The sequence below is a fragment of the Halobacterium sp. KA-4 genome (genome assembly GCF_021028995.1).
In the GTDB taxonomy this organism is placed as follows: domain Archaea; phylum Halobacteriota; class Halobacteria; order Halobacteriales; family Halobacteriaceae; genus Halobacterium.
The window spans coordinates 1-18,532 of the sequence record NZ_JAJJZG010000019.1 but is presented as its reverse complement, the minus strand read 5'-3'; the positions used below and the strand labels follow the sequence as shown (position 1 = coordinate 18,532).

Annotated in this window: 15 protein-coding genes and 5 pseudogenes; 7 read left to right on the top strand and 13 right to left on the bottom strand. The window is 57.7% G+C overall.

All coding sequences use genetic code 11. The features are described 5' to 3' along the window. Nucleotides 1-339: 339 nt before the first annotated feature. From LPA44_RS15090 to LPA44_RS15075, 4 genes are all read right to left on the bottom strand, one after another. Nucleotides 340-2,286, bottom strand: a complete 1,947-nt coding sequence (locus LPA44_RS15090; protein WP_230890348.1) for an archaea-specific SMC-related protein — start codon at nt 2,284-2,286, stop codon at nt 340-342. A 52-nt stretch (nt 2,287-2,338) separates the two neighbouring features. After that, complete coding sequence (rdfA, locus tag LPA44_RS15085; RefSeq protein ID WP_230890347.1) at nt 2,339-2,947, bottom strand: rod-determining factor RdfA; 609 nt, start codon at nt 2,945-2,947, stop codon at nt 2,339-2,341. Nucleotides 2,948-3,352: 405 nt separating this feature from the next. Further along, a complete protein-coding gene (locus tag LPA44_RS15080; protein WP_230890346.1) occupies nt 3,353-4,237 on the bottom strand; it encodes a fumarylacetoacetate hydrolase family protein in 885 nt (294 codons plus the stop codon). Nucleotides 4,238-4,461: 224 nt separating this feature from the next. Then, nucleotides 4,462-5,700, bottom strand: a complete 1,239-nt coding sequence (locus tag LPA44_RS15075) for a mandelate racemase/muconate lactonizing enzyme family protein (protein ID WP_230890345.1) — start codon at nt 5,698-5,700, stop codon at nt 4,462-4,464. Nucleotides 5,701-5,902: 202 nt separating this feature from the next. On the opposite strand from LPA44_RS15075, the gene LPA44_RS15070 reads away from it, so the two are divergent. Beyond that, nucleotides 5,903-6,301, top strand: a complete 399-nt coding sequence (locus tag LPA44_RS15070; RefSeq protein WP_230890344.1) for a hypothetical protein — start codon at nt 5,903-5,905, stop codon at nt 6,299-6,301. Between the two features lie 16 nt (nt 6,302-6,317). On the opposite strand, the gene xacR is transcribed toward LPA44_RS15070, so the two are convergent. Next, nucleotides 6,318-7,073 carry an HTH-type transcriptional regulator XacR gene (xacR, locus tag LPA44_RS15065; RefSeq protein WP_230890343.1) on the bottom strand — a complete coding sequence of 252 codons (756 nt, stop codon included), beginning with the start codon at nt 7,071-7,073 and terminating at the stop codon, nt 6,318-6,320. Nucleotides 7,074-7,231: 158 nt separating this feature from the next. On the opposite strand from xacR, the gene LPA44_RS15060 reads away from it, so the two are divergent. Both LPA44_RS15060 and LPA44_RS15055 read left to right on the top strand, forming a co-directional pair. Then, complete coding sequence (locus LPA44_RS15060) at nt 7,232-7,813, top strand: IS6 family transposase (RefSeq protein WP_230890342.1); 582 nt, start codon at nt 7,232-7,234, stop codon at nt 7,811-7,813. 88 nt (nt 7,814-7,901) lie between these two features. After that, nucleotides 7,902-9,131, top strand: a complete 1,230-nt coding sequence (locus LPA44_RS15055; protein WP_230890341.1) for an RNA-guided endonuclease InsQ/TnpB family protein — start codon at nt 7,902-7,904, stop codon at nt 9,129-9,131. A gap of 152 nt (nt 9,132-9,283) precedes the next feature. Here LPA44_RS15055 and LPA44_RS15050 read toward each other — a convergent pair whose 3' ends face one another. The 3 genes and pseudogenes from LPA44_RS15050 to LPA44_RS15040 form a co-directional block, all read right to left on the bottom strand. Then, the gene (locus tag LPA44_RS15050) at nt 9,284-9,526 is read right to left on the bottom strand and encodes a MarR family transcriptional regulator (protein WP_230890340.1); all 243 of its coding nucleotides are present in this window, start codon (nt 9,524-9,526) and stop codon (nt 9,284-9,286) included. 177 nt (nt 9,527-9,703) lie between these two features. Beyond that, nucleotides 9,704-10,339 (bottom strand): RraA family protein, encoded by a 636-nt coding sequence (locus LPA44_RS15045; RefSeq protein ID WP_230890339.1) that lies wholly within the window; start codon nt 10,337-10,339, stop codon nt 9,704-9,706. A gap of 161 nt (nt 10,340-10,500) precedes the next feature. Continuing rightward, nucleotides 10,501-10,677: pseudogene (locus LPA44_RS15040) on the bottom strand (copper-containing nitrite reductase); the annotation flags it as partial. Nucleotides 10,678-10,725: 48 nt separating this feature from the next. Between LPA44_RS15040 and LPA44_RS15035 the strand changes: the two are divergent. Both LPA44_RS15035 and LPA44_RS15030 read left to right on the top strand, forming a co-directional pair. Further along, nucleotides 10,726-11,715, top strand: coding sequence for a WD40/YVTN/BNR-like repeat-containing protein (locus tag LPA44_RS15035; protein ID WP_230890338.1), 990 nt, complete (start codon nt 10,726-10,728; stop codon nt 11,713-11,715). An 889-nt stretch (nt 11,716-12,604) separates the two neighbouring features. Continuing rightward, nucleotides 12,605-14,119, top strand: a complete 1,515-nt coding sequence (locus LPA44_RS15030; protein WP_230890337.1) for a phosphoenolpyruvate carboxykinase (ATP) — start codon at nt 12,605-12,607, stop codon at nt 14,117-14,119. 246 nt (nt 14,120-14,365) lie between these two features. On the opposite strand, the gene LPA44_RS15025 is transcribed toward LPA44_RS15030, so the two are convergent. Together LPA44_RS15025 and LPA44_RS15020 are read right to left on the bottom strand one after the other, a co-directional pair. After that, entirely contained in the window at nt 14,366-15,439 is a 1,074-nt protein-coding gene (locus LPA44_RS15025; RefSeq protein WP_230890336.1) for a M24 family metallopeptidase, read from the bottom strand. A gap of 235 nt (nt 15,440-15,674) precedes the next feature. After that, entirely contained in the window at nt 15,675-16,088 is a 414-nt protein-coding gene (locus tag LPA44_RS15020) for an enolase C-terminal domain-like protein (protein ID WP_230890380.1), read from the bottom strand. Between LPA44_RS15020 and LPA44_RS15015 the strand changes: the two are divergent. Next, nucleotides 16,059-16,565: pseudogene (locus tag LPA44_RS15015) on the top strand (IS6 family transposase); the annotation flags it as partial. The gene LPA44_RS15020 and the pseudogene LPA44_RS15015 overlap by 30 nt on opposite strands. A 195-nt stretch (nt 16,566-16,760) precedes the next feature. Here the strand turns inward: LPA44_RS15015 and LPA44_RS15010 are convergent. Both LPA44_RS15010 and LPA44_RS15005 read right to left on the bottom strand, forming a co-directional pair. After that, nucleotides 16,761-17,033: pseudogene (locus LPA44_RS15010) on the bottom strand (transposase); the annotation flags it as partial. A gap of 109 nt (nt 17,034-17,142) precedes the next feature. Continuing rightward, a pseudogene (locus LPA44_RS15005) lies at nt 17,143-17,715 on the bottom strand (transposase); the annotation flags it as partial. Between the two features lie 45 nt (nt 17,716-17,760). Here LPA44_RS15005 and LPA44_RS15000 point away from each other — a divergent pair. After that, nucleotides 17,761-18,393, top strand: a complete 633-nt coding sequence (locus tag LPA44_RS15000; protein ID WP_230890335.1) for an IS6 family transposase — start codon at nt 17,761-17,763, stop codon at nt 18,391-18,393. Nucleotides 18,394-18,405: 12 nt separating this feature from the next. Here the strand turns inward: LPA44_RS15000 and LPA44_RS14995 are convergent. Continuing rightward, nucleotides 18,406-18,532, bottom strand: a pseudogene (locus LPA44_RS14995) (IS4 family transposase); the annotation flags it as partial.

Sequence of the window (18,532 nt, the reverse complement as noted above, 5' to 3'; positions counted from 1 at the left end):
TAACTCGATTTCTGGCTGATAACGGAAATCAATCCGGTATTGAGATATAGAAAACTACCACACACTTCCGACAAAGCGAAACCCATAGATGCACTCGTATGGGGTTGGTATGGCTAATTCGCACGAAACTGGTCTGTCTAAACTCTGAACCACGGTCTCGAACCTTCGTCCGGAATACGCGACACGATGTCGAAGTAAGGCAGATAATAAAATTTATAGAAACAATGAACTACCAGTCTCATATAACAGCAATAGCCAATTCGAATAGCGCCATTCGAACAGGTGGCGAACGCGGATTTTCCGTCCCGATCACGAAGCCGTCGAACGGGGATGCGACCGTTAGTCGATCTGCTCGACGTAGGCGTAGTCGTCGTCGAGCGCCTGGGCGTCCTCCGGGAGCAGTGCGACGGTGAGGTAGTCAGCGTAGTCGCTGAAGTACTCCACGACGCGTGCGATGCGGTCGGAGTCGATGGCTTCCAGGGAGTCCAGCACCATGAACGGGACGTCTTCGTAGACTTCGTGGACGAGGTAGCCTGCCAGCGCGAACACGAGTCCAGTCACTTCGCGCTCACTCTCGGAGAGGTGGTCGATGGTGTCCCGGTAGGATGTACCGTCGTCGGTCGCGCGGATGATGTGGAGGTCGAAGGTGGTCTTCTCGACCTTGCGGCGGCCCTCGCGGACCTCGCGTTCGCGGCGCTCGACCCAGATGCGCTCGATGTTGTCGTACTCCAGCACTGCGAGCACGGACTCCATGTGGTCATTGAACTCCTCGACGGCTTCGGCCTCGATGCGGTCGACTTTCGTCCGGAGGTCGGTGAGTTCGTCGTCGATTTCGTCGCGGCGCTCGGCCAGTTCGTCGCGCTCGCCCAGCGTCTCCTCGTGGTCGGCGATACTGGATTCGACGTCCGCGAGGTCGCTCTCCAAGCGGTCGACGCGGAGTTCGACTTCGTTGGACTTGCGGTGGAGTTCCAGCACTTCGTCGTAGTCGCCGCCCGTGCCGGCGTCCTCGGTCTCGGCTTCGAGGCGCTGGACTTCCTCGCGCTGCTCTTCAAGGGAATCCTCCAGAGAGTCGATACGCTTCTCGGTGGCCTCGATTTCGTTCTCGACCTCCGAGAGGCGTCGCTCCGTGCGCTCGCGTTCGCGCTGCTGTCGCTGAATCTCCGAGCGAGTCGACGAGAGCTCGTCGATTTGCGCGTCGAGGTCGCTACGCTCGTCGAGTTTCTCCGCACGGAGGTCCCGGAGGTGGTCGACAGTCCCCTCGATGCTGTCGCGCTCGACCTCGGAGCCACACGTCCAGCAGACGACGTCCTCGGCCTCACCGAGGAGTTGTTGGGTCGGGTCGGCATCGGTATCGTCACCGAACTCGTCGAGGTCTAGGCCTTCTCCATCGAGCATCTCCTCGTTGAAGCTGATGACGCTGCCGAGCTGGCTGATCGTGTCGTCGAGCGCTCGCTTGCGCTCACGGAGTTCGTCGATGCGACCGGCGAGTCGGTCGGGGTTCTCATTGTGCTCGTCGACGTCGTCAAGTTCGGCTTCAAGCTGGTCGCGCTCGTCACGGAGGTCTTCGAGGGTCTGCTGTTCGGTTTCGAGTTCGAACTCGACATCTTCGAGGTCGGATTGGGCGTCCCGCAGTGCCTCGAAGGCCTCCTCGATGGCTTCCTTCTGGGAGCGGCTCTGTTCGAGACTGACGTCTTTTTCCTCGATTTCGGCCTCGACGTCGGCGAGCTCTTCGCGCGCTTCTTCGAGATCCGCTTCGAGGGTTTGTTTTTCGGCTTCGAGTTCCGGGAGCTCGTGCTCGATTCGCTCGAGCTCCTTGATCTGGTTGTCGAGGTCGCGTTTCTCGTTTTCGAGTTCGCGGATCTGGGACTCGATTTCCTCGGTGTCAACCGGGTCCATGATGATCTCACGGAGATCGTCGCCGCGCGCGACGGCGCGGCGGACTTCGGTGTTTTCGAGGAGGAACGCGAACTGGTCGGCGACGAGCGGGTCGTCGAGGTAGGGGTCGCCGCCGTAGACGACGGTGTCGCCGCTTCGCGTGAGTGTTCGGGTGTAGGTTTCGTCGCCAACCTGCAGTTCGACTTCACCCTCGTCGGCGTCGCCTTTCAGGGAGGCGCGCTCGCTACCCAGACCCGCCATAATCGCCTGGAGGAACGACGTTCTGTTGGTCGCGTTTCGGCCGGTGAGCACGGTCACACCCGGGGGGAGCGAGACTTCGGCCTCGTCGATACCACCGATGTTGCGAGCGTGAACGCGGACGTCACGTTCGACAGGCTGCTGTGATGCCATTAGTTACGTATGATAAGGGGCTACGGCTTAAGTGTTGTCACCCTCAGGTTCCTCACGCCTCGCCACAGTCGCAGCCGCCCTGCCGGAGCAGTTCGCCGGCGGCATAGTCGGTTCCACAATCCCCACAAAACACGCGCACGTCGACGATAACGTCGTAGTCACGCTCGCTGAGTTCGCCGCTGGACACTAACCCTTCGATGGTCGAGTCAGTGACGGCTGAGGTGCGGCCCTGGAGGCGTTCGAGCATCTCTGCTTTCTGGTTGGGGTCACCAGACTGGTCGGGAAGTTCGGCCTCGCGGTACTCCGTGAGGTACGTGTGGATTGCCTGGTGCGTGACGAAGTCGGACTGGACGGCGTCGGCGTCGACGCCCATCGCTTCGAGTTCGCGCTGCTTCCGCATCCGGTCGCCGCTGGAAACGTCGTTTCCCGTGAGTGTCTGGTAAGCACTCTGGAGGTCTGTCTCGGAGATACTGCCGTCTGAGCGCCGGATGGCTGCGTCCAGTACTGCGCGGTTGAACTCGTCGGCGAGGTCGCGTAGGCTCGTTCGCTCGCCGTGTTCGCCCGTCCAGGCTACTTCGAGTTGTTCGCCCATGCCGCCAAGGTCGTACTTCTCGATGACGCGTGCGACCTTGCTGTTGGGCCGCGATGGAGAGTCACTCATGCAACGAACTACTTGCCCGATCATTACAAATGTATTGGTGTAATCGCCACCGTCCAGTTGGAGGCGTTAGTCTCGTTGTCTATGGTACCATACTCAGCCCCAATGATTAATAATTCCGGCTAGTGCGATCTCGGCAGATAGTACCTTTCTAAGGTCGAATTTACATTATATTATCAAATAACTGGTTGTATTCGGTAATCTTGGCCACAACCCTCAAGCATCATTCTCTATAGTAGAATCCTTTCGGGCGTTCGATTTCACGGATTTCGGGCTTCATTAAGCAACATTACGACTTAGCAGACCACTACAGTCGTTTTCTGCGAGCAGCTTTTGTTATCTCTGCTGGATATAACGTTCTCTATTCGAGAACATTCTGATCTAGTTCGGGAACCTTCTCACAGTGAGTTAGACGACAATGGTGTCGTTGACGAGTTCGCCGATATGGTCGATGTCGATAGTGACCTTGTCGCCCTCCCTAAGAGTGAACGTGTCCGGCGGCACGAGCGCAGTGCCGGTGAGCAACACCAGCGTCTCCGGGAGATTATTATGGCGGCGAAGGTACTTCACGAGCGTCTCGCAGGTCGTCGCCATCTCCGCAGTCGTGGTCTCGTCCTCGAAGACGACCTCGCCGTCGCGCTCGATGGTCAGCGACATCCCCAGGTCGTGTGGGTCCTCGATGACGTCGCCGGTTGCGACGCAGGGGCCCAGCGAGCAGCAACGGTCGTACACCTTCGCTTGCGGGAGATACAGCGGATTCTCACCTTCGATGTCCCGGCTGGACACATCGTTGCCGATGGTGTAGCCGACGACTTCCTCGCGGTGCAGGACGACGCCGAGTTCGGGCTCGGGGACGTTCCAGTCAGAGTCACCGCGCACCCCAATGGCTTCGTTCGGGCCGACGGTCCGGGAGGGTGTCGCCTTCAGGAACAGCTCCGGTCGGTCGCTGTCATAGACGTCGATGTATACCTCTGGTTTCCCGCTCTCGGCCTTCCGCGCTTCCTCGCTGATGCTGTACGTGACGCCCGCCGCCCAGACCTCGTCGGGGACGACCGGGAGTAGCGCGTCCCGATCGGTGCGGTCCAGTTCGAACTGGTCGGCGTCGGGAATGCGATCGCGCGCGATGGCGTCGATGGTTCGGTCGCTGGCGTTTGCCGCGCGTGCGAGTTCGGTGAACGAACCGAGGTCGTCGGACGCCGTCGTCAGGTTGTATGCGTCGTCTTCCCCGTCGACGACGACGAGCGAGTCCGAGTCCGTTCTCTGCTCTCTACTAGGGAGTCGGTAGTACCGCATACTCGTTGATACACCGATGTAGTTAAAAGAGTAACGCCGCCCTGCCCGTGAACTCACTGATAATACTCGGTTGTCGGACAGACGCGATCGCACGATGAAGTGGCGTATTGCGAAGTCCACCGAACGGGCTTCAACGCGTTACCGATCCGAGTCATGGGCCGGTCGCGTGAGTCAGAGGGTTACGTGTCGGCCGCTCGGGATCCGGTGTCCCGTGCTCGACGAATCTAGGCCTCGTCGAACAGCGTTTCGCCTTCGACCATGTGGTCCTCGATGGCGTCGAAGTTGAGCGTCAGGCCGAGACCCGGCTCCTCGGGAATTTCCATGCGGCCCTCTTCGATGAGTTCGTCCTGTTCGACCAGATCCTCCCACCAGCCGAGCTCGTAGGAGTGGTACTCCAGCGCCAGCGAATTCGGGATGGCAGCGCCGACGTGCGCGGACGCCATCGTCCCGATGGGCGAGGAAACGTTGTGCATCGCCACGGGGATGTAGTACATGTCCGCGAGGTCTGCAATCTTGCGGGTCTCGCGCATCCCGCCGACGCGCGGCAGGTCCGGCGCGACGATGTCCACGGCCTGGGGCTCCAGCAGCGTCCGCTGGCCGTGCTTCCGGTAGACGTTCTCGCCGACCGCGATGGGCGTCGTTGTGGACTTCGTCACCTGCTCTTGGACCTCGTGGTTCTCCGGCGGGACGGGGTCTTCGAGCCACCAGACGTCGTACTCCTCGAGTTCGCTGGCGAGGCGCTTCGCCGAGCCACCGGTGAACGCCCAGTGGCAGTCGAAGGCGACGTCCGCCTTGTCGCCGACGGCCTCGGTGGTCGCTTTGACGATTTCGACCTTATGGTCGATTTCGGGGTTGCGAAGGTGGCGATTCGCGCGGTCCTTCTCGTGGCCGGAGGGGACGTCGAGGTCGAATTTGATGGCGTCGTAGCCGAGGTTCTCGACGACGCGTTCGGCTTCGGCGGCGCACGCCTGCGGGTCGGCCTCGTTCTCGGTGTGGAGGTCACAGTAGACGCGGACCTCGTCGCGGTACTTCCCACCGACGAGCTGGTAGGCCGGAACGTCGAGGAGCTTGCCAGCTGCGTCGTGGAGCGCGATTTCGATGCCGGAGATGGCGGAGACGACTTTCCCCGAGATGGAGCCCTCGCCACTCATCTTCTGGATGAGGTGTTCGTAGAGCCGGTCGATGTCGAGGGGGTTCTCCCCGACGAGGAACGGCTTCATCCGCTCGATGATGGCGGTGTCGCCTCCACCCCAGTAGGATTCACCGGTGCCGACGACGCCCGCGTCGGTGTAGACGCGAACCAGAATCCACGGGTAGTTGCCGTCAACCATTGTCGTCTGTACGTCCGTAATCTCCGCGTCGCGGACACCGCCCCGCTCGTTGGAGATGCCCATCGTCTCTGCGGAGAGGTCCCGCATGGTGTACTCCGCGTTCGGGTCGCGGAGCTTCGCGTGATCGACCATTTCCATCCTTATATTTCGCAACCCGGTAGTAAAACTTTGGATGTGTTACTGAATCTCGCCCCAAATCCCGCAATTACCGGTAATCGGTCGTCGTTGCCAGCGGCCCGCTCGTCGTGGCTAACGCGGCTGTACTAGCGGGTCGCGGTGACGACCGATGCGTATTTTTCAGCGCCAACAGGAGCGAGCAGGCTAACGTCGGGATATGACACGTTACGAGCCGGTCGTCGAGGACGACACGCTCTTCCTCGTCGCCGAGGACGCTGTCGACCACGTCGAAATCGGGAGTGTCGATGACGTCGTCGCTGCGATGGGTGGCGACACGCATCCAATCGAGTACGACCAGAAACAGCGCAAGCAGCCGTGGCTAGATACAGACGAGGGCGTGCTGGAAATCGACGTTCGCGAGACGGCGACGACGCTTCCGCACACACCGGAGACGGTGGCGGAGCTGCGTGACTACGACTTGGGCACGGAGCGATACGGGCTCCCGCGGCGGACCGTCGAGTTCGCAAACGAACTCTCGATATCCTCGAACAACAGGGCGACCACGCTCCCGAAACGCCCAGGTAACGACGCAGAAAAGAGAGAGAAAATATTCTAATACCTATAATAATTATTTAGTAGTTGATATTTAATTCGATGACGTTCGCTGCGCTGAGTACGCGTTCGGGGAATTCCCCGTGCAGGTCCTCGTCACTGACGCGGCTTGCAGGCGCAGAGACGCTGATGGCACCAAGCACCTTGTCCGTGGAGTCCTTGACCGGGGCCGCGATACAGCGCAGTCCTTCGAGACGTTCGCCATCGTCGATGGCGTACCCACGGTCACGAACCACGTCCAGTCCCTCAAACAGTTCCTCGCGCGACCCAATACTGCGCGGCGTTTTCCGTTCCAGTCCGCGGTGCTCGATAATTTCCTCGACTCGCTCGTCGGGGAGGTGAGCGAGAATCGCCTTCCCCAGCGCGGTCGTGTGGAGGTTCGTCCGGCGCCCGGCATAGGTGTCGAGATCGACGGCTTCCTCGCCCTTCGACCGCATCAGATAGACGCCCATTCCTTGCTCCTCGACGAGCAGGTTCGCGAGTTCGCCGGTCTCGTTCGCGAGCGACTTTACCTCGGGCTCGGCAATCTGATAGAACTCCATGGACTTCCGCATGGAACCCCCGACTTCGAGGAACTTCAGGCCGAGTTGGTACTCGTCTCCGGTTTTGAGGACATAGCCGTGTTTCTGGAGAGTTGTGAGATGGTTGTGGACCGCGCTCTTCCCCATATCTAGGCCCTGAGTGAGCTCCGTCACGCCGCAGGGTCCCCGGTTCCTCAATTCTTCGATCAGGGCGAGGGTCTTCTCGGTCGTCCGCACCGGATGTTTGACGTCCATACTAGGTACTAACTACGTATTTCGGGTAAAATGTTCTGGATGGGAGAACGGGGCACTGTTCAGATTAGGATTGAAGGACGAGGCGGCAGAATTTTTTGGTGCCTATGCCAGAAATCAGCCGCCTCAGCGGTGGTAATGACTGGATTGAGTGAGCGTTTGTGGAGCGTGAGGAGACACCGCGCGAGCTGATGAAGCTCGGTATCCATCTCCATGCGGCTGGATTATCACTTTCGGATACCGTCTCAATTCTCGATACGTTCGGTGTCAAGCGCGCTCGGTCAACCGTCCATAATTGCGCTCAGAAAGCCGGCTTACAGCCGACTGACGGAAAGAACCCGGATCACGTTGCGATCGACGAAACTGTAATCGGACTCAACGGACAGCGCTACTGGCTGTATGCCGCTGTCGACCCAGCAACCAACCAATACCTCCACGTCAGACTGTTTACGACACGAACACAAGCTCTTACTGAGATGTTTCTCCGTGAACTCCGCGAGAAACATCACGTCGAGGAGGCAACATTCTTGGTCGATGGAGCGCCGTGGCTGCAAGCTGCACTCCATCGCCACGGCCTCCGCTTCCGACATGAAACACATGGGAAGCGGAACGCTGCAGAACGTATCTTCAAAAAATTAAAACGAAGAACCAACCAGTTTAGTAATCATTTCCGGCACGCTCAGCCAGCAACCGTCGAAACATGGCTCCAAACCACCGCCTTCATCCAAAATCACTCAATCTGAACAGTGCCCCTCACTCTTCATCCTTATCTGAACACCGCCACAGGGCTGACTCCCAGCATTTTTGAACCATCAAGCAGACATATGAGGTATGGAGAAGCGGCGTACTGTTCCCGTCAAACTCGACGTGGACAGCCATAGCGCCGCACTCCTCGAAGACACCGTCGACGAGTTCCTGTGGGCCGCTAACTACGTGACGCGCCACGCCTTCGAGGGCGATTTCGTCACGACGAGCAAGACCACGCTCCACGACGACACCTACGAGGACGTGCGCGAGGAAACACCGTTACACAGCAATCACGTCCAAGCCGCTCGCAACAAGGCCGCTGACGCCGCCAAGAGCGTCCTCGCGAAGTGGAAACGGGGCAAGAAGGCATCGATGCCCTACTTTACCAGTCCCCACCTCGTCTACGACCACCGCACTGCGACGTTCCACGACGACTACGTGTCGCTGGCAACAGTTGACGGTCGCATCGAAGCCGACTACGTGCTTCCCGACGAGGAACGAGAGACGCCCCACGCTGAATACTTCTTCTCCGAGGAGTACGAAACCACGGGCGCGGAGCTACACTACACGAACGGCAACTGGATGCTTCACATCCACTGCAAAACGGACGTGGAGTCTGACACGCCAGAACAGGAAACCACCGAGAACAGAACAGTTCTCGGGGTTGACCTCGGCGTAACCAATCTTGCAGTTGCTTCAACTGGCACGTTCTGGACGGGTGAGGAGTTCGACCACTGGCGGCGCGAATACGAGAACCGCCGTGGTGACTTACAGGAACACGGCACACGGTGGGCACACGAGAACATCCAATCGGTCGGTCGCAAAGAGGAAGGGCGGTTCAAACTCACACTCCACCGGATTAGCAACGAACTCGTCGCAGAAGCCCGTGAGAACGAGTGCTCAGTAATCGCGTTTGAAGATCTGACCGACATTCGTGAGCGTACCGGCGCGTCCTGGGGGCACAAGTGGGCGTTCAACCGCCTCTACGAATACATCGAATACAAAGCCGAAGAATACGATATCAATGTAGAGCAGGTTGATCCGGAGAACACGAGTCGTCGGTGCTCGGAGTGTGGGTTCACGCACCCGGACAATCGTGAGAGTGAGGACTTCGAGTGTCTGAAGTGTGGCTACGAGAATCACGCCGACTACAACGCCGCGAAAAATATTGGTTTGCGGTATCTCCGCCGGACCCAAACTGGGGCCGGTGGAGGCGCACCCGTAGGCGTGCGCTTGAACAGCGGGACGGTGAACGCGAACGGAGCGTATGACCCTCCTGCCGACAGTGTCGGCCAGAGCGGGAGTCCACGCTGAAAGCCCACCCCTTTAGGGGTGGGTTCGCTTACTCGGGAGTGATACAGACCGATAGCACATACCTCCGTCTTCAGGCGGAGGTCAAGCGGTAGGCTAGTGCGTCAATTCACGAATCCCGGATTATCTCCGAGGGGTTGTTGCGGAGTTGCGATCTAGGCGAGCTTGTATACTTGTTTGCGGGCGTCAGAGAACGAAAAGCGGGATTCAACGATGTCCTGTTCTTCGAGGCGAGTGAGCGCGTACCGAACGGTACGGTCCGGAAGGAGGGTTTCTTCGGCGAGTTCGCTCTGGGTGAGCCACTCGTTGTATTCGAGAACTTTCGCGACGAGTTTTGCGCTTGGTGGAAGATCTTCGAGTGCGTCAATCGTCTCTTCGCCCATGCCAGTTGTGCTCATACCACTACCAATAGAATGCAACAAAATAATTCCTGCGTTTGTAAAAATACCCGATGATTATTAACTTGGTTTGATTTGACAACCTAGAATCGGCGTGAAACCAAAGAGAACCATACAAACCAGCCGAAATCGACCATCCTCTCAAAAATTGCCGCCAGTGCCCTTGTTCCTATAAAATCACAATCCGGCGACCTCAAAGGCCTCTTCGAGGGACCGTCTCTCCCCAATCAACCGTTCGACTTCTCGTTCCGTCTCGGCGATCGCTTCGGCGGCTGCAGCAACCTCCTCAACGACATCGTGTTCGATTACGACCACGCCAGTGTCGTCACCGACGACCACATCACCCGGCGCGACGAGTGCGCCGCCGACTGTCACTTGCTCGTTTTGTGCCGCTTCTTCGTTGCTGCTGGGCCCCCGCGGCGTTACCCCGCCTGCAAAAATTGGAAAGCCAAGATCTCGGACTTCACCTACGTCCCGTACCGCACCATTCGTCACTAGTCCCCGTACGCCGACTTCTTCCGCATACGTCGAGAGCAACTCGCCCCACACCGCTTCCGCAGTACTGCCGGCATCGACTACGATGAGTTCGTCTTCGTGCGCGGCATCGAGCGTTTGTACCGGCGCCGAAAGCGCCGTCGGGTCGAGCGTCACCGTTCGTACTGGTCCGGCAACCGCGCCATCAATACTGACCGGTTCAATTCCAGTGGCCATCACCGTGACGTCCTCGTGTTTCGTGTCGGCAATCGCAGCCGTCGAACACCGCTCCAATCGGTCCAGAACTGTGCTGTCGACTGGTTCAATTGCTTTCGTCATAGCAACCAGATGATTACCAATCCGGAAGATTTCTTCGGTGGCTCACTCCGTTTCCAGCTACGACCCGCAGTGTTCGTTTTGGACTAGCGTGGGCCGCGGACTACGGGCACGGAAATAGCCGGAATATTTACCCGAAGCCTCGGAGACGAGCCCGAGGGGGTTCACCCGCTGGGATTATAGATGGAGTGATCTTCAGGGCCTTCGGCGGTAACGACCGCCATCGCGCCTTTGCGGGCGACGCGTGAGAGGGCGTGGTCGACGAGTTTGAAGTCCCCGGGGACGGGGAACGACATCGTCGCGACGCAAGCACTCCCCGGCAGAACGGGCGTCGTCTGTACGAAGCGGCCACAGAACACTTTTCGCTACGTCGGCAAACCCCATGTGACATGCCCGACCGTACCCGCCGCACGTTCCTTCGTCTGACAGGTGTGGCGGTTGCCCCGACAGCACTCAGTCGAAGCACCGCACAGTCACAAACGCACGAAGATGGTTGGGAAGCCGTCGATACGCCGACACAGCGAACGCTATACGACGTCACTCGGACCGATGCAGGGACGTTCGCGGTCGGTGCTGGCGGCGTCGTTCTCGAACGAACTGAGGACGGTTGGACGCTCGTCACCGAATCCGGACCAGCAGGAAACGGGAACAATCTCTCGAGTGCCACGACTACACAGAATGGAGAGCGCCTCTGGGTCGCTGGTGCCAGTGGAACAGTCGCCGAATACGACCCGTCGACAGAATCGTTCACCTCACGGAATGCTCCCGACGACGTGACGAACGCGTTCACCGATATCGCCATTACTGGGTCTGCGGGGGACGCAACCATCTACCTCGTCGATGCATCCGGGAAAATCCACATCTCCGAACAGAACGGCGAACCTGGCACGTGGACGCACACGACCCCTGGGAGTGGGGCAGAAATCTCTGCCGTGGCCGTGTCTGGCTCGACCGGCTTCCTCGTCGATCAGAACGGCTCGATATTCAAGACAACTGACGGCGAAACGTGGCCCGAAGTTGACACACCTTCGTTTGACGAGACACTCACCGATATTGCGATGCGGAGTTCTGAGACTGTCGTGCTCGTGGGGTCTAGTGGAATGGTCGTTATTGGCTCAGATGGCGAGTGGGAGCAGGAATCAGCGGCGAATACAGCGCTACATGACGTTGAAGTTGAGGCGTGTGGCTGTGTCCATGCAGTCGGCGCGAGCGGGACAGTCTTACACCGAACGGGCTACGACACACCGCCGCTCCGGACGCTTGCGCGCTGGTTCGACTTGTGGACCCAAACTTGGCCCACTGGCCAAAACCTCCACGCGATTGCACTCGGTCACCCGCACATCGCAGTCGGGGCGAGCGGAACGATCCTTGAACGCTAGAACTAGACACAGCTGGAGTCCATACTGTATAGTATAAATTATACTATACAAGGATAGTCTTCTTGCTGAGTTATTGGCGTATTCGAGGTTGGGAGTATGGTTGGTTTAGCGCTGATACCTCTTTTCTTACTAAGACATTAATGGAATTATCCGGCCGTAGAGCGCTTTTATGGCACTTCCGAGTATAATATTTCGAGTGATTGTCATAATCTACATTTGCGGTTGTGGCAATCTGGCGTTCTTAATTGACGAAGAGATTAGCAAACCTGTTAGCACAGTATTGAGTATATTATACAATATATCTTGGTCAAGATCGAGTTTATCGTTGCACTGTTTGGCTGGAACCGGCTTGAGTCAGCAGATGGCTTTCATGTCCCCTTGAAACGATATACGACTTCTCAAGTGTATCGTCTTTCGCTGCTAAAACCCGACTTGAAGAATCTATTCCACGAATTTACTTATTCAAACCGGATACTCCCCGCCCCCGCTACTCCGCCGAGAGTTGGGTCTACATGCGCAAAATATGGAATATTGTTCCCACAAAGTAGGCGTCTAATAGGTTACCAAAATACCGCAAGAATATTGTAATATTAGTACAATTCAGGGTGTGTATAGCAACAATTCCGTATCTCCGGTGGCAGAATAGACAGATAATGGATGAAAAATATATTATTAAACATATATTAACTGCATGTTCGGGGTCAATGCGTAGTGCGTGACGAGTCCCACGGCCCGGTAAAATGATGGTATCCTGGAAACCTGTCTCGGCACGCCGGAGGACGTGCCCGCACACGACGAAGTAATTGTACACGGATGTGAGTGAACCATGCCGGTATCCGCCATCAGGTTCAACACACTTATGAAACAATCCGACTGAGTACCTCGTAGAATGGTGGGAGTTAGTGAATGGCCGACACCAGCGGCGTATCCAGATCCAGAGTTAGCTGAGCACATCACGTATAATCCGTCACTGGACGCGCTTCGCGAGTTCTCCTCGTCGTTGGAGTCGACCACCGAGTACGGTTCGGCGTCGTATGTCAGCGAGTACCGCTCGCGCAGTGCTGACCGAACCAAAAACGTCGTCGACGCCAACTTCGGCGAAGACGACTTCACCGTCTTCGAGCAAGGCCTCGACTGGGTGAACGACCCCAGCAACGACGTGATTTGTGTCGATCGGGTGGTCGGCCGCCATCCTGATTCCTCGTACGTCTGCCGGCTGTTCCTCCCCAAAGAATATGGTCGCATCGCGCTCTCTTGGGCGAAACTCCTCGAACCCGCCGAGGGAAAAGAGCCGGACTTCGTCACCGTCCAACTCCCCGACGCCACCAACGAGCCCCGTATCCGGGTGCTCCCGGACGAAGGACTGACGACGGTCCTGGGAAGCGACTACACGGGTGAGGCGAAGAAGTCGTTCCTGCGGTTGTTCATGCTGCGCGCGAAAGAACAGGGAGGACTCGGCCTCCACGCTGGGAGCAAGCGCGTCACCCTCGACGACGATCAGGGCAGCCGTGAGGTCGGTCAACTCTTCCTCGGGCTCTCTGGAACGGGGAAGTCGACGCTGACCAGCCATGGATTGTGGCTCGATGACCCGGAGGGCGTCGAGATGATTCAGGACGACGTCTGCGCGCTCCTTCCTTCGGGGACGGTTGCGGGCAGTGAGGGCGGCGGTCTTTACATCAAAACGATTGGTCTCGATAGCGACGAGCAGCCCGAACTCCACGACGCTGCAACCGACGAGAGCGCGGTCTTAGAGAACGTCGCTGTCGACGACGACGGCACCGTCCACTTCGAGGAACCGCGCTACGGCCGCAACGCCCGTGCGGTCGTCAAACGCGACCATCTCGAAAGCTCCGCTGACGGCATCGATCTCGAACGCGTCGATCAAGTATTCTTCATCACGCGCAATCCGCTGATGCCGCCGGTCGCACGCCTCAGCGACGAGCAGGCCGCCGTTGCGTTCATGCTCGGTGAATCCATCGAAACGAGCGCTGGCGACCCCTCTAAAGCAGGTGAATCGATCCGTGTCGTCGGCACGAATCCCTTTATTGTCGGCTCGGAGGGCGCGGAGGGCAACCGCTTCCGGGACCTCATCGCGGACCTCGATGTTGAGTGCTATGTCATCAATACCGGCGCTGTCGGCACCGACGACCCTGCGGACGTTGGCGTCGAGGAAACGGTCTCCATCCTTGAAGGGGTCGCTCGCGGGAGCATCGAATGGACCTACGACGACGACCTTGACCTTACTGTGCCCAGTGACGTGCCGGGTATTGAGATTGAGCAGTTCTGCGTGCCCGACCGAGTCGATGACTTCGTCACTGCGCAGGCTGGGCTACGCGAGGAACGGCTGAGTTATCTCGACCAATTCGACGATCTCGACGACGACATCCGCGACGCAACCTACTGATTACCCCATAGATCAGGCTGTGGATCCTCAGTAATCTGCCGTCGTCGGCTCCACTGTCGGGATAGGATTTTCGTAGACCGTCAAATTAGTCGGCACCGTGTCGCGGGGCGTAGCCGCAGTCTCGGCAGACAAGTGAGCCATGTTCTCGTGTAACGTTGCTGCTGCACTGAGGGCACTTCCAGCGCATGTGCCCCGGTTGTTCGACAGTCGACTAAAGATTTGTCGTTGTTTGTCTATCACTCGAGGTTATTCGACTGGGAGCGGGTCATGGAGGGTTACAGTGTTGTCGTACCCAATCGCCTCGTACTTCGTCGTTGGCCAATCACTGGTCTCGGTCAACACTTTAGTGTCCCCTTCGGTAACGAAGACCGTATCTTCGCACTTCGCGCCCTGTACTGTCGGATTCCACGCGAACGGCATCGGAACCTCGACAGTTTCTGATGCGTCCGGCGTGGCGACCCACTCACGAGTCGCATAGCCAATGGCACCGCCCTGGTGGTGGGCCTGCCACTCGCCCTCGAACCCGACTTCGTCGTACGCCTCGACAATCGCGTCGAAGACGTCGCCCGCAGTCGCCTCCGCCACACCCGCTTCCCGCGTCGCTGCGATCGCCGTCGCTGCGACACGGCCAGCAGCGTCGTGACGCTCCCGTAACCAGGTCGGCGGGTCGAACGTTACGGTTCGCGTCACCGCGACGTCGTGGCCCCCGCGCTCCGACACGACGGTCAGGTGGGCGAATTCACCGAGTCGGTCGTCACGGGGCGTGTAGTGGCGATAGCGCTGGGAGCGTTCACCACCACCGACGAGGACCACCGGTGCACGGAACCCACGTTCGAGGAGCGCCTGCGAGAGGTCGGCAGCGGCTTCGCGTTCGGTCGTCTCCGGAGTCAGCGACCGAGCGACTGCCTCCACGGCTGCCGTCGTCTCCTCGCAAGCGTCCTGATACCGTTCGCGCTCCTCGGCTGGCATCGGCGCACGCATACTTATTGGTTCGAATCGGTTGAGCCCGGCGATGTCGACATCCGCGGCGGCCGAGCCGCGGTGGTGGAAGGCTACGGATTCTCGGAGCGACGCCTCGTACCACTCGTACTCCGTCACGTCAGGGTCGACACCAGCCTCATCGAGCGCGGGGAGTTCTTCGTCAAGGATGCGGCGGCATTCGTTGTTCGGCGCGATCACACGCACGCCGTCAGGGCCAACGCCGACCGCTGTGACGCCGACGTCGCTGGTCGCGTCGACGACCGGGTCGCCGCCAGTCAGCCAGCTATAGTTCGCCGGTCGACAGAACCACACTTCGTCAAGGCCGCGCTTGGCCAACATACCATCGATTCTTTCGATCTTTGTCGCAATTGCAAATCCCATATAACCCCCTCCACGCCGACGACTATAACTCTCAGCATCGAGGTGGGAATCAGGAACCACCATATTTCGTCCGACAAAATTTAGGCCTACTAGATGGAGGGCAGAACAGGCCGAGTGCATCGAGGCTTTACTTTGTAGATCAGTAACAATTACCACTCCGCGACACTACTATCCGGATGTGACCACTGTGGTACTACCCACGTGTCACAAGCTTCTGCTTCTTCAATTTCATTAAGAACGGGGAAATACCCAGGCCTGGTGCATCTTGGAATTCAATATAACCTTCTGAATCATATTCGAAATAAGAACTGTCTTGAAGATAATTTGGAGCTTCAGGACGATAGAGTAGTTGTCCCTGAACAATTGCGTTCGGTGCGACAGCGTCAATATGAAGACTGGCTGCCAGAGAAATCGGCCCGAGCGGAGAGTGGGGAGCCAACGCGATATCGTAAGCGTCTACCATCGAAGCAATTTTTATTACATCAGTTATTCCGCCGGCATGTGATACGTCTGGTTGGGCACTGTCTAGTTGAGTGAGTTTGAGAAGTGAGCAGGTCGTTGAGCTTCTTGTCCAAAGATGCTCGTAGACCTGCTCAGCGAGCGCTATGAACGTATTTCGAAGAAACTTGGGAGAATGAGCGGACGGCGACGCCCGTCACGGCGTTCGCCGTCCGCCTCCACCAAACCGGTTGTTCGCTCAGAGAAACAACAACGATCTTAGAAGCATTAGGTGTTCAACGCTCTCATGGAGCGTTTTGGAACTGGGTGCATCGGCTTGCTGACAGTGGCTGCGACCCGCCTGAGGCGCAGCCGAAGCGGGTCGCCGTCGACGAGACTGCTGTCAAGATTAACGGTGAGTGTTCTTGGTTATACGCTGCAATAGACATCGACACAAAGTTGATCCTCGATGTCGCGTTGTTTGGGCGGTGGGACTGATCCGGCCGCTACGTTTCTGCATCGACTCCGCGAGAAACATGATCTCTCGGAGGCTGAGTTTCTCGTCGATCAGTTCGGCTATCGGACTGCCCTTGCTCGATTAGGATTGAGCGGTCGGGTCAACTATACCAACCGAAACCTCATCGAAAACTGTCCCGCTTCGAGTTGATAAAGTCACCGCGTAGTCGTAGTGACGGAATTGGCTGATTGTCAGTCCCGTATCCGAACTAGACGAGAATCCCTCGAGTCGGACCCTGACAAAACCTTAGATCGGGCAGCTTACGCGTTCACTGGAGAACGCTGTTGCTCACGGCGCCGGCGTACCCGCCGCCGTGAGCCACGCTCAACCGTAGCTGCGAAGAGCCGTATTCCACCGCGTCCGAATTGCTTCCGGCACGCCACCCACTGTGGGGTGGCGTTGCCGGAACCACTCAATCAACACATATCCGATCGACGTACAGAACAGTTCAAAGAGGACGCCATTCAGCGATTTCGAGTGAAAATTCTCGATACTCGTGTACTGCTTGAGCTCCCGAAAGAGAATCTCGATCATCGTGCGAAGCGTGTAGATACTCATCACCTCGACAGGAGCGTATTCTGACGACAATAGTAGTTCACAGAAGTTTTGGGTACTCCACGTGCCAGAGATAAGGTAGAGAGGCTTTCTTCGACTGAGTCCTCATCCCAGTTCACCCAGAAGTTTCGTTGATCACTACGTCGACAGAATACGCCAGTTCCTCACCATCGACATCCTTGAAGACGATACGGCGGAATTCTTCCCCAGTCTCCGCCAGTTCGACCCGTTCATCACGAATCTGTCGTGTTCCTCCTTCGTCGGTGATCTCGACGTTCTGGATCTGTTCCAGAACGTCGACACGCGCGTCTGCTTGGAGGAGACAGATGAAATCCCGTCCACGGGTTTTCAGCGTGCAAAACCGCTCATAATCGAGATAGCCCCGATCAAAGACCTGAATTGGGGAGTCGAGGTCTGCAAAGACCTCGACATCGCTGTGGAGGTGGTCGAACTGTGTCGGCTCGCGCATTACGCCTGGCGTGATGGTGACGCCAAGCGGGTGCTTGGCGTCGCCATCAACGCGTGCAGAGACATTGAGATGGAGGCCTTTCTCACCCGGTTGAATGACTCGTCGAGTTTCAGTGTCATCGCTTTCGCTGGAAATCTTGATCGAGCGAGAAACGGTCAGATTCGTCGCATCAGTAGCCACAACTGCTCGTTGAAGCCAATCGAGTCGTTTGCGTTGGACGCTACGTTGGTGATAGAGCTGGGGTGAATGAAGCACGCGGTGTTAAGTTAAGGAAGAGGCGGTCGGTAGTTCGAATGTTCCATGTCCGAATCCAACCGCCTCAGCGAGTCTACCGAGTGGATCGACTTGGAATTTGTGGAGCGAGAGCGGACACCCCGCGAGATTATTGAAACGGGTATTCGCCACCATCTTGCTGGATTGTCACTTTCGAATACAGTTATTCTTCTTGAGGAGTTGGGTGTCAGTCGAAGTCGTGTTGCTGTTCACAATTGGGTGCAGAAAGCCGATTTACAGCCAGCTAACGGTGAGAGCCCGGATCGCGTTGCGGTCGATCAGAAAGCGATCCGGATCAACGACGAGCAGCACTGGCTGTACGCTGCTGTCGATCCGGAGACGAACAGAATCCTTCATTTGCGGCTGTTTCCGACGTATACGATTCCGGTCGCACGAGAATTTCTCACTGAATTAGCCCAGAAACACGATGTCGAAGACGCTCTGTTTCTCGTCGATGACGCAGACGATCTGATCGGTGGTCTCCGCCGAGAAAACTACAGCTACCGCGTCGAACAACACGGGTTCAGAAATTCTGTCGAACGTGTCTTTAGAGAAGTAGAACGACGGACCTCTTCGTTTTCAAACTGTTTCAGTCATGTCGATCCACCGACTGCGGAAACGTGGTTGCAAGCCCACGCCGTCTGGTGGAATCATGCTTAAGTTAACACGGCGATGAAGCAACTCGAAGAAGAGACGAACGACCGCGCGGTAGTCGCGGTCGTTCGTCAGCCGAGAGAACGTCGAGCCAGCCATATGCGCCAATTCATCGTGGGTGTTGGTTTTCTCGGCGAGTTCAGCG

Bases quoted from the DNA above. Each gene is read 5' to 3' on its own strand.
- LPA44_RS15000 (WP_230890335.1), top strand. From the start codon at position 17,761: ATGTCCGAATCCAACCGCCTCAGCGAGTCTACCGAGTGGATCGACTTG.
- LPA44_RS15025 (WP_230890336.1), bottom strand. From the start codon at position 15,439: ATGTTGGCCAAGCGCGGCCTTGACGAAGTGTGGTTCTGTCGACCGGCG.
- LPA44_RS15030 (WP_230890337.1), top strand. From the start codon at position 12,605: ATGGTGGGAGTTAGTGAATGGCCGACACCAGCGGCGTATCCAGATCCA.
- LPA44_RS15090 (WP_230890348.1), bottom strand. From the start codon at position 2,286: ATGGCATCACAGCAGCCTGTCGAACGTGACGTCCGCGTTCACGCTCGC.
- LPA44_RS15035 (WP_230890338.1), top strand. From the start codon at position 10,726: ATGCCCGACCGTACCCGCCGCACGTTCCTTCGTCTGACAGGTGTGGCG.
- LPA44_RS15070 (WP_230890344.1), top strand. From the start codon at position 5,903: ATGACACGTTACGAGCCGGTCGTCGAGGACGACACGCTCTTCCTCGTC.
- LPA44_RS15055 (WP_230890341.1), top strand. From the start codon at position 7,902: ATGGAGAAGCGGCGTACTGTTCCCGTCAAACTCGACGTGGACAGCCAT.
- LPA44_RS15050 (WP_230890340.1), bottom strand. From the start codon at position 9,526: ATGAGCACAACTGGCATGGGCGAAGAGACGATTGACGCACTCGAAGAT.
- LPA44_RS15080 (WP_230890346.1), bottom strand. From the start codon at position 4,237: ATGCGGTACTACCGACTCCCTAGTAGAGAGCAGAGAACGGACTCGGAC.
- rdfA (WP_230890347.1), bottom strand. From the start codon at position 2,947: ATGAGTGACTCTCCATCGCGGCCCAACAGCAAGGTCGCACGCGTCATC.
- LPA44_RS15075 (WP_230890345.1), bottom strand. From the start codon at position 5,700: ATGGTCGATCACGCGAAGCTCCGCGACCCGAACGCGGAGTACACCATG.
- LPA44_RS15045 (WP_230890339.1), bottom strand. From the start codon at position 10,339: ATGACGAAAGCAATTGAACCAGTCGACAGCACAGTTCTGGACCGATTG.
- xacR (WP_230890343.1), bottom strand. From the start codon at position 7,073: ATGGACGTCAAACATCCGGTGCGGACGACCGAGAAGACCCTCGCCCTG.